This window comes from Endozoicomonas sp. ALB032, assembly GCF_049310125.1.
In the GTDB taxonomy this organism is placed as follows: domain Bacteria; phylum Pseudomonadota; class Gammaproteobacteria; order Pseudomonadales; family Endozoicomonadaceae; genus Endozoicomonas_A.
In genome coordinates, this window is record NZ_JBLYNW010000001.1 from 2,905,360 (window position 1) to 2,915,000 (window position 9,641).

Here is a 9,641-nt window from a genome sequence, read left to right on the forward strand (position 1 = left end):
CGGACTATCGAATGACAGTCCGGATCCGAATGATCAGGAGCCTGACAGGAATTTGATCATCTTCTTCTTCAGCCAGGTATTATAGGGGGGGAATACAAATCGGACACTGTTGAAACGTCCTTTGCTAAAGACCGATTTTGCCTTGGACAACGCCTGAAAGCCCTCTTTTCCGTGATAATGGCCCATACCGGAAGCACCCACTCCACCAAAAGGTATATCATCGATAGCAACATGGAAAAGGGTTTCATTCAGGCAGACACCTCCTGAGTGGGTGTGAGTCAGAACTTTGTCCTGAGTCTGTTTGTTTTCACCAAAATAATAAAGCGCCAGTGGACGGGGACGGTTATTGACGAACTGAATGGCGTCATCAATGTTGTCGACCTCAATGATGGGCAGCAGTGGACCAAAAATTTCTTCCTGCATGACGCTCATATCTTCCGTAGCATTTAGAATCAGGTGCGGAGGTAAACGACGGGAACCATCGGTTATTTCCTCATTATTTCCCACCCGGATTTCAGCTCCTTTATTTTTGGCATCCTCAATATGGCTGAGCAACCTCTGGTGTTGCCTCTCGTTGATAATGGCAGTGTAATGCTGACTGTCATTCACTGACGGATGCATACTGCTAAATGCCTTCAGGTAGGCTTCTACAAACTCTTCCCTGCGTTGCTTCTTGACCAGAATGTAATCAGGGGCAACGCAGGTTTGTCCGGCGTTCATTGATTTGCCGTAGCAGACACGCTCGGCCACTTCCTGTATCGGGAAGTCGTCGTCGATGATTACCGGGGATTTTCCGCCGAGCTCGAGGGTTACAGGGGTGAGGTTTTTGGCAGCAGCGGTCATTACGTGCCTGCCGACCTGTGTGGAGCCGGTAAAGAGAATATGGTCGAATGGCAGAGCGGTGAATGCGGCTGCCACTTCAGCTTCACCATTGACGACAGTGACCAGGTCAGCAGGAAAGATATCCGCAATCATCTCGGCAAACAGTCTGGAGGTGGCCGGAGTAAACTCGGACATCTTGATCATTGCCCGGTTTCCGGCAGCCAGAGCTGTTGCCAGAGGCCCTATGGCCAGAAAGAGAGGGTAGTTCCAGGGAACAACAATACCGACAACGCCCAGAGGCTGATACACCACTTTTGCCGAAGCCGGCTGCATAGTGATTGATACATGTCGTTTACTGGGCTTCATCCATTTAGCCAGATTCTTGCTGCAGTAATCGATGGTAGAGAGGGATGGCATAAACTCGGCCAACAGAGTCTCGGTTTCGGCACGGCCCTCAAAATCTCTGTTAATGGCATCTACCAGAGCCTTTTGGTGTTTTTTCAAACCTTTTTTCAGTGTTTTAAGCCATTCCCTGCGTTGCTGGAGAGAGGGGTTTGGCTGAGTTCGAAAAGCTTGTTGCTGGGCCTCCAGAGATGATTTCATCCTTGCGATCTGACTGGAAGATGGATCACTGGCGGTGATTTGCTCCGATGAGCCAGTCTCTGTAGGCTGGTCAATTTCACTAAGGCTCATGATACAGGTCTCCTTCAGCCGATCTGGTTTACATGTTTTTTACTAAGAATCTGGCTGGTTAGTGGGTTTTTGATTGTTTAGAGTAATTACTCTAAACTGAAATTTAGCGATTTGCTGACAGGATTTCAAGGGTATTTATGGCAGTTAAAACTCGTGATCGTATTTTGGACAAAGCTCTCGAGCTTTTTAACGACCGGGGCGAAAGGGCGGTAACGACCAACCATATTGCCGCAGACCTGAGGATTTCTCCCGGAAATCTCTATTACCATTTCAGGAATAAAGATGAGATTATCCTCGCACTTTTTCAACGTCTGATAGACAACATTGCCGCCAGTATGGTTATTCCGGAAGACCGTCCGCTGAACTTTCAGGATAAGCGAAGCTATTTGGAATTGGCCCTGGCCGGTATGTGGGAGTTCCGTTTTATCTACCGTGATGTTCATGGGGTTATGAGCAGGAGCAGCGAGCTCCGTTCTGCCTATCAACAGTTTGCAAGGCTCTCTCTGGAGGTACTGGAAAAAATTATTGCAGGGCTTGTGTTGTCAGGCTTTATGGCAGTGCCAAAGCATGAAGTGGAAGCATTGGCGTTGAACCACTTCATGGTGCTCAGCAGTTGGCAGGAGCTGGTCAGTGCGGCGTTTCTTGAAGAAGACGAATTGTTGCCAAAAAAACTATACCGAAGAGCTTTTTATCAGATTTTGCTTATGGACCGGCCTTATGTCAGTGAAGTGGCCAGAGACTCCTTTGCCGAACTGGAAGCAGAGTATTTTGTGCCTATGAGGGGTCTGAATGAATGAGTTGAGAGGCAGCAGAAAAAAAGAAAAAAGGAGCTGATAGACTCAGCTCCTGCAGGAGGCGGATCAGCAGATGCGATCCGCTTTGTAGTAAACGTCAGCCTTGTCGAGACCATTGTCGTAAGCGGTCTGGCCAGTACGCTCAGACTTTCTCAGATTTTCACGGGACTCAACGGTTTCAGCTGGCAGCAGGTGATCGACAGCCGCTTTCTCGCTCAGCAGTTCTTCTTCGGTCTTCTTCATCATGCTTTGACCGTATTCGTTGATCTCCAGGCCCTGAACGATCTGGTAGCTACCGAATTCGCAGATACATGGGAAAGAGTAATAAATGCCTTTGGCTACGCCGTAGCTGCCGTCGGAGATAATTCCCATGCTGACAATTTCGCCATTGCTGCCCAGAGCCCAGTCACGCATGTGGTCCAGGGCGGCCTGCGCGGCAGAGGCAGCGGAAGAGAGACCACGCCATTCAATGATCTCGGCACCACGCTTCTGGATGCGAGGTGTAAAATCTTCTTTGTACCATTTCTCGTCAATCTTGCTGATGGCAGACTCTTCGCCCAGAACAGAAGCGTGATGAACGTCAGGGTACATGGTTGGAGAGTGGTTACCCCAAACGCAAACACCGTCGATGTCAGACGGGTTAACGCCCAGTTTGTTACCCAGGATGCCTTTGGCACGGTTGTGGTCCAGGCGGGTCATAGCGCAGAACTGGGAAGGGTCCAGATTCGGGGCATTGCGGGACAGAATCAGGCAGTTGGTGTTAGCCGGGTTACCTACCACCAGGGCTTTAACGTCGCGATTCGCCACTTCGTTCAGTGCTTTACCCTGCTCGGCGAAGATAACGGCGTTAGCTTCCAGAAGATCGGCACGCTCCATGCCTTTGCTACGTGGACGTGCACCCACCAGCATGGCGTAATGAACACCACGGAATCCATCGAATGGATTATCGTGCAGGCTGATGCCGTGTACCAGTGGGAAAGCGCAGTCTTCAAGTTCCATGGCCACGCCACGCAGCTTGTCCATAGCCTGAGGAATCTCAACCAGCTGCAGAATCACCGGCTGATCCGCGCCCAGCATTTCACCAGCAGCAATTTTAAACAGTAGGGAGTAACTGATGTTACCGGCTGCACCTGTGACTGCGATACGGACGGGTTGTTTCATTTGACCACTCCTTAGAGTTCTCGTCTGAAAAGAGAGTGTTAGAAGAATCTCGGCGGTGTGAAGGTTACCTAGAACGATAGGTTAAGTCCACTACCATGTGACTGATGTTGTTTTCGAATGGTAGGGTTTGTATCGATTGTTCAGCTGCTTTTGGTTTATAGCGAATGGTGGCTGTGATGGTCAGGGTGAGTGGCTCAATTCAGCGACAGAGTCTCTGGCAGAAGCATTGGGATAAAATCTTGATTAAAAGCGACATAAGTCGCTTTTATCAGGGGTGGTGATTTTGAGCTTCGGAGCGTTTTTGAGCATTGAAAACAATCTCTTTCTGTTCATCCTGGTTAGCCTGGCTCCATCGGGCAATTTCTGCCCGGCTTCGAAAACAGCCGGTACAAACCTGATCTTCGTTAAGTGCGCATTGGCGAATGCAGGGAGACTCTACTTTACTCATCATTTTTGTAGCTTAAACTCACTCGACACTTAACAGGTAGTAACTTAGCTGACCTGCGTTTTTGGTTTTCGTAATGGTCCAGTTTGAAGGTACGGGCAGAGGAGATAGTTCTCTTTCTACCTCAATGTAAATAAGGGTGTTGCTGTGAATGTATCCATTTTTATCAAGCAGATGACATGTCTCTTTCAGTAATCCCTGTCTGAATGGAGGGTCCAGAAAGATCAGGTCGAATGTCTTGTCTGCCACTTGCTGTAGCCATATCAGACTGTCGGTGCGAATGACTCTGGCATTTTCTGCCTGAAGGGCTTTCAGATTTTTGCTAAGGAGTGAGGCCGCCTCGGCAGCTGCCTCAAGCAGGGTGGCTTCCCTGGCGCCACGAGAGAGAGACTCAAGGGATAGAGCGCCAGTTCCACTGAAACAATCAAGAACACTGGCACCCGGAACACAGGGCGCCAGCCAGTTAAACAGGGTTTCTCTCACACGATCTGAGGTGGGGCGCAAGCCCGGAAGATCAGCGACAGGCAGCTTGCGGCTGCGCCACTGCCCGCCAATGATTCTTAATTGTCCGCCACCTTTATTATTAAGGCCATGCCTGAAGGCTGCTCTTCGCGCCATTGATCACTCCGGTTGATGGCATTGAGGCAGCGATTGTACATCAGTTGCCGAATGAGATAACCATGGTTTCTGAGGAGGTACCCTTACCTTGCTGGAACTATTTTAATTTTAAAAAGCTTCATTCGTTCATGGCTGTAAGATAGGATACACAGTTCCGGAAGGCTGTCAGGCATTTTAATTGCTCTTGATTAGCTTCCTGAGACCCACCTGCTTTAATACGGTGACCCTTTTAATCCATTCTGATGAAGTAGTTTATGTTCGGTTCTCGCAAAAGTGATGAGAAAACGGCGAAGCGACGTTTTTGGCCCTGGGGACGCAAAGAAGAGAAACAGAGCGAGCCTGCCCCGGTTATAGATGAGAGTCCGAAAACTGAGCCGACAGCAGCCCTCCACGAGACAATTGTTCGGGCAGAAGTCGAAAAGGCAATTGTAGAGTCAGCAGAAGAGATCGTTTCTATCGAACCTGTTCAGGCTGAGCCTGTGCATGAGCACCCGCTTGAAGTGGCTGAGGAAGACCCCCGGGAGCAGACATTCCCAACGGCAGAAGCCATAAAAGCTCCGCAAGCTGAAAGTACTGTTACTCCACCTGTGGTTGCAGAAAGGGACGAGCCTCAGGACGAGAAGAAGGGCTTCTTTGCTCGCATGAAGCGCGGTCTTGGCAAGACTCGCAGCGCCTTTGTTGATGGTGTTGCGGAAATCTTTGTTGGTAAAAAAGAAATCGACGAAGATCTGCTGGAAGAGCTGGAAACACAGCTTCTGATATCGGATGTAGGCGTTGAAGCCACGACGGAAATTATCGAGAAACTGACCAAAAAAGTGAAATACCGTGAGCTGGGTGACGCCGACGCGCTGATCTCTGCGATGAAGGTTGAACTTAAGGAAATTCTCAAGCCTGCTGACCAGCCTTTGGTTATTGATGAGCAGAAAACGCCCTTTGTTATTCTCGTTGTGGGCGTTAATGGCGTCGGCAAGACGACAACGATCGGTAAAGTAGCACGCAAGCTTCAGGCTGAAGGTCGTAAAGTGATGCTGGCTGCTGGTGATACTTTCCGGGCCGCTGCTGTGGAACAGCTGCAGGTCTGGGGTGAACGAAACGATATCCCCGTGATTGCCCAACATACCGGTGCTGATAGTGCCTCTGTGCTCTATGATGCTTTTGAAGCAGCCAAAGCTCGTGGGGTAGATGTCTTGATTGCCGACACAGCCGGTCGCCTGCACAACAAAGATAACCTGATGGACGAGCTGCGCAAAGTTAAGCGGGTTTTGGGTAAGCTGGATGCTTCAGCTCCCCACGAAGTGCTGCTGGTTCTGGATGCAGGCACAGGGCAGAATGCGCTCAATCAGGCCAAAATATTCCACGAAGCGGTGAACCTGACGGGTATGGCGCTCACCAAGCTTGATGGAACTGCCAAGGGTGGAGTTGTTTTTGCCCTGTCCAAACAGATGCAGCTACCGCTCCGTTTCCTGGGGGTGGGTGAGCAGATAGACGACCTGAGGCCTTTCTCTGCCGATGAGTTTGTAGAAGCTCTGTTCGATCCGGTTGAGCCTTAAACCATGAAAAAAGAGTAGCAGGGAAGTCCTGAATGATACGCTTTGACAATGTCACCAAGCGTTATCCCGGAGGGCATGTGGGGCTGGAACAGACCAGCTTTCATCTGCATCGGGGTGAAATTGCTTTTCTTACTGGCCATTCCGGAGCCGGTAAGAGTACTCTGCTGAAACTCATCATGCTGATGGAGCAACCAACCACCGGTAGCATATGGGTAGGAGGACACGAGACCAGCAAGCTGGGGCGTGGCCAGATTCCTTATTTTCGCAGAAATATAGGCCTGGTTTTTCAGGATCATCAGCTGCTCTTTGATCGATCTGTGTTTGATAACGTTGCCTTACCTCTGATCATTGCCGGGTACACTTACCATGAATGTGCGGGGCGGGTCAGGGCTGCCCTGGATATGGTGGGGCTTCTGAAAAAAGAGAAAATGAATCCGGCTCAGCTTTCCGGTGGTCAGCAGCAGCGTGTGGGTTTGGCTCGTGCGGTTGTTAACCGGCCTCCTCTGATACTGGCCGACGAGCCAACCGGTAATCTCGACCCTAATCTGTCCGCTGAAATCATGCAGCTGTTTGAAAACTTTAACCAGGTAGGCGTTACGGTTCTGGTTGCCAGTCATGATCTGGCACTGGTAGCCCGTATGCGCCACCGCATTTTGACTCTGGATCAAGGGCATCTGGTTAACGATCAGGAGGTGCATTAGGCGTGTTTCCAAGAAAAAGTGTCAGAAACGAAGACGGTAGTCGGAAAAAACAGCCCGAGACTGGGACGCCTAAAGACAATGATGCTGAAAGAGGGGCGGCCAGAAAAAAGGCAACAGGCTTCTCAATGGCTTACCTGAAAAGCCTGCACCGACAGGTGGCAGGTGATTCATTAGTTCGTATCTTCAAGACACCTTTTGCTTCCTTTCTGAACTGTCTGATGATTGCGGTGGCTTTTGCGCTACCTGCGATTCTTGTACTTTTGTCCAACAATCTGCAGTTATTGGGTCATGACTGGGAAGGTCAGCCCAGAATTTCTCTCTATCTTGAAAACAAGCTGGGGCGTGACCAGATCAATCGCCTCAGGGTTGAAGCCAGAGATGATCCGGACATTGAGCAGTTCCTTTATATTAGTCCGGATGAAGGGCTGAATGAATTTCAGGAGAGGGCCCAGATGAAAGGGGTTATTGATGCCCTGGGCTTCAATCCTCTGCCGGGGGTTCTGGAGCTTACACCCCGGGAAGGGTTAAATTCTGAGCATCTCAGTGAACTAATGAAAAAATATCAGGTCAAAGAAGGAGTAATGGAAGCTCGGCTGGATCAGGAATGGATTGAGCGACTTCAGTCTATGACGCAATTGTTGGAGCGTTTTACCGTCATACTATCAGTGCTTCTCGGGATTATTGTACTGCTGACGATAGGTAATACTGTACGTCTCAGCGTTGAGAGTCGCAGGGCTGAAATCAAAGTGATCAAGCTGGTGGGTGGAACCGATGGCTTTGTCACATTGCCATTCCTTTACATGGGAGTGTGGTATGGGCTGGGAGGTGCTTTGTTGGCTCTGCTGATTATACTTGCTGTGCTTGCTGGTTTGATGTCAGGAGTTTTGGAGCTCGCTGCATTGTATGGCAGCAGCTTTACGCCGGTAGGGCCTGGCTTTGCGATGTTTTTTTCATTATTGGTCTCGGGTGTTTTTCTGGGAGTGGCAGGTGCAGCAATGAGCTGCTATCGTCATGTACGGACAATAGAAGTGCAGCCTTGGTAGAGGGTTTGGCAAGTTTAGCCTTTTCCTTGTAGTTTTTTTATCGTAAAAGAGCGTAAAGTTGCTCAGGTCAGTAGGCTCGATTTTTGTTATTATTCAATTGAAAGCCAGTCTGTTGTCTTTGTTACGGTATGGGTATTTGGAGTTTGAACTAAGTCGAGTGCTAATTTGGCACTCAACCGGAGTGGATTATGGGAACCAGTATACAGCCAGTTGATATCTTAGTCCCGGGGCAAAATATTGATGCCTACGTTACGGGAGTCAGTGCTATTGCTGTGTTGTCTGCTGAGCAGGAAAAGAGTCTGGCAGAGCGCCTCTACTACAAGAACGATCTGGAAGCTGCCCGTCAGCTGGTTATGTCTCACCTGCGTTTTGTGGTTCATATAGCCAGGAGCTATGGTGGGTACGGACTTCCTCTGGCTGACCTGATCCAGGAAGGGAATGTAGGCTTGATGAAAGCCGTAAAACGGTTCAACCCGGAAGTGGGTGTTCGTCTGGTCTCTTTTGCAGTGCATTGGGTGAAGGCCGAAATCCATGAGTTTATCCTGAAGAACTGGCGTATTGTAAAGGTGGCGACCACCAAGGCACAGCGCAAGTTGTTTTTTAATCTTCGCAGCTCCAAAAAACACCTTTCCTGGCTCAGTAATGATGAAGTTAAGGCTGTTGCCAATGACCTGGGTGTTGAGGCCAAAGTGGTTCGTGAAATGGAAGGTCGAATGGCTGGTCACGACACAGCCTTCGATGGTTATCCGGACGACAGCGACGAGAACAGCACCTCCGTAGCGCCTGCCCACTACCTGGAAGACCAGAGAGCGGATCCGGCGAGACTTTTGGAAGACTCGGATTGGTCCGACTCTTCAGTGAACCTGCTGAGAAATGCTCTGGCAACACTCGATGAGCGCAGTCGGGATATTCTTCAGAGGCGATGGCTTAATGAGGATAAAGCAACTCTTCATGAGCTGGCAGAACACTATGGCGTATCAGCTGAGCGAATCAGACAGCTGGAAAAAAATGCGATGAAGAAGGTTAAAGGTTCGATGGAGGCTCGGTCTGGCTAGACAGGCACTTGTTATTTCGCAGACACCCGCACTTGATTGCGGGTGTTTTCGTTTTGGGGTGAATAAACATAGAGCAGGGGCTTGTTATCCATAGTTCCTTGATAAAGCCCCTTGAATAATAAGAGGGCGTAACAATTCAGGATGAAGCGATGATTGAACATTCAGGAACGCCTTCTCCCAGTCGGGGGCCCTCTAAAAGTCCTAAAAAAGTAGCTCAGCCAAAGACTGTCCGGCTTTTTTGTTATCATAACGAAACCTGACGACTTAAAGGCAAAAGCCGGAAGTCTGCAGGCCAAAAGGAAAGAGCTGTAATTAAGAAACGAAGCTCTGGCCTCTGATTCAATGCGTTCACTGGCCAAGGCGTGAGAAAAAGTCCTTTCTCGCCGAGCTGATGGCCCTGTTAAATTATGGGTACAGGCACGCATCAAGGGGAACTGATTAGTTCGGTCATATCCAAAAGTGCATCGGGCTGTCTTGTAAGGCCTAACCCTTTATTAATATTTCAGGAAACGTTTTTTCCGGACTTTGACCTGTCTGAGAGTGATAAATACACTGTGGCACAAAGAGAGTTGTGGCCGCTTCAGGAATAGATTGAAATCTCTGAGAAAAAAAGCATTAAGAAAGGTATTTCTGGAAAGACGTATTAAAGAGTTGATCTATGAGAAGGAGTCCAGAGGACGCTCATTGGTTCATATCGAAAGAATGGATGTTAAAGCCAGCTCCAAAATCGTTAAAGCACTAAAAGAGCGTTTTAAACAA

Annotated in this window: 10 protein-coding genes (1 of these 10 running past the window's edge); 6 read left to right on the forward strand and 4 right to left on the reverse strand. The window is 49.3% G+C overall.

The window, feature by feature from the left end; genetic code table 11:
• Nucleotides 1-33 precede the first annotated feature (33 nt).
• Nucleotides 34-1,515, reverse strand: coding sequence for a coniferyl aldehyde dehydrogenase (locus tag ACO6VG_RS11035; protein WP_422136961.1), 1,482 nt, complete (start codon nucleotides 1,513-1,515; stop codon nucleotides 34-36).
• A gap of 137 nt (nucleotides 1,516-1,652) precedes the next feature.
• On the opposite strand from ACO6VG_RS11035, the gene ACO6VG_RS11040 reads away from it, so the two are divergent.
• On the forward strand, nucleotides 1,653-2,312 hold the full coding sequence (locus ACO6VG_RS11040; protein WP_422136962.1) for a TetR/AcrR family transcriptional regulator: 660 nt from the start codon (nucleotides 1,653-1,655) through the stop codon (nucleotides 2,310-2,312).
• A 63-nt stretch (nucleotides 2,313-2,375) separates the two neighbouring features.
• Here ACO6VG_RS11040 and ACO6VG_RS11045 read toward each other — a convergent pair whose 3' ends face one another.
• From ACO6VG_RS11045 to rsmD, 3 genes are all read right to left on the reverse strand, one after another.
• Nucleotides 2,376-3,470 (reverse strand): malate dehydrogenase, encoded by a 1,095-nt coding sequence (locus tag ACO6VG_RS11045; RefSeq protein WP_422139920.1) that lies wholly within the window; start codon nucleotides 3,468-3,470, stop codon nucleotides 2,376-2,378.
• Nucleotides 3,471-3,738: 268 nt separating this feature from the next.
• A complete protein-coding gene (locus tag ACO6VG_RS11050; protein ID WP_422473846.1) occupies nucleotides 3,739-3,918 on the reverse strand; it encodes a DUF1289 domain-containing protein in 180 nt (59 codons plus the stop codon).
• 18 nt (nucleotides 3,919-3,936) lie between these two features.
• A complete protein-coding gene (gene rsmD, locus ACO6VG_RS11055; RefSeq protein WP_422139921.1) occupies nucleotides 3,937-4,533 on the reverse strand; it encodes a 16S rRNA (guanine(966)-N(2))-methyltransferase RsmD in 597 nt (198 codons plus the stop codon).
• Between the two features lie 254 nt (nucleotides 4,534-4,787).
• On the opposite strand from rsmD, the gene ftsY reads away from it, so the two are divergent.
• From ftsY to ACO6VG_RS11080, 5 genes are all read left to right on the forward strand, one after another.
• On the forward strand, nucleotides 4,788-6,083 hold the full coding sequence (ftsY, locus tag ACO6VG_RS11060) for a signal recognition particle-docking protein FtsY (protein ID WP_422473848.1): 1,296 nt from the start codon (nucleotides 4,788-4,790) through the stop codon (nucleotides 6,081-6,083).
• A gap of 32 nt (nucleotides 6,084-6,115) precedes the next feature.
• On the forward strand, nucleotides 6,116-6,784 hold the full coding sequence (gene ftsE, locus ACO6VG_RS11065) for a cell division ATP-binding protein FtsE (RefSeq protein ID WP_422136967.1): 669 nt from the start codon (nucleotides 6,116-6,118) through the stop codon (nucleotides 6,782-6,784).
• Nucleotides 6,785-6,786: 2 nt separating this feature from the next.
• Nucleotides 6,787-7,827, forward strand: coding sequence for a permease-like cell division protein FtsX (gene ftsX / locus ACO6VG_RS11070; protein ID WP_422473850.1), 1,041 nt, complete (start codon nucleotides 6,787-6,789; stop codon nucleotides 7,825-7,827).
• A 188-nt stretch (nucleotides 7,828-8,015) separates the two neighbouring features.
• Nucleotides 8,016-8,882 (forward strand): RNA polymerase sigma factor RpoH, encoded by an 867-nt coding sequence (gene rpoH, locus ACO6VG_RS11075; RefSeq protein ID WP_422473852.1) that lies wholly within the window; start codon nucleotides 8,016-8,018, stop codon nucleotides 8,880-8,882.
• A gap of 591 nt (nucleotides 8,883-9,473) precedes the next feature.
• Nucleotides 9,474-9,641 carry the 5' portion of a hypothetical protein gene (locus tag ACO6VG_RS11080; protein ID WP_422413810.1) on the forward strand. 33 nt of this gene lie beyond the right edge of the window, so the window shows 168 of its 201 coding nt (coding positions 1-168); its start codon is at nucleotides 9,474-9,476; its stop codon lies off the right edge, out of view.

Coding starts and splice junctions, on each gene's coding strand:
- ftsY (WP_422473848.1), top strand. CDS start 4,788: ATGTTCGGTTCTCGCAAAAGTGATGAGAAAACGGCGAAGCGACGTTTT.
- ftsE (WP_422136967.1), top strand. CDS start 6,116: ATGATACGCTTTGACAATGTCACCAAGCGTTATCCCGGAGGGCATGTG.
- rpoH (WP_422473852.1), top strand. CDS start 8,016: ATGGGAACCAGTATACAGCCAGTTGATATCTTAGTCCCGGGGCAAAAT.
- rsmD (WP_422139921.1), bottom strand. CDS start 4,533: ATGGCGCGAAGAGCAGCCTTCAGGCATGGCCTTAATAATAAAGGTGGC.
- ACO6VG_RS11035 (WP_422136961.1), bottom strand. CDS start 1,515: ATGAGCCTTAGTGAAATTGACCAGCCTACAGAGACTGGCTCATCGGAG.
- ACO6VG_RS11050 (WP_422473846.1), bottom strand. CDS start 3,918: ATGAGTAAAGTAGAGTCTCCCTGCATTCGCCAATGCGCACTTAACGAA.
- ACO6VG_RS11040 (WP_422136962.1), top strand. CDS start 1,653: ATGGCAGTTAAAACTCGTGATCGTATTTTGGACAAAGCTCTCGAGCTT.
- ACO6VG_RS11045 (WP_422139920.1), bottom strand. CDS start 3,470: ATGAAACAACCCGTCCGTATCGCAGTCACAGGTGCAGCCGGTAACATC.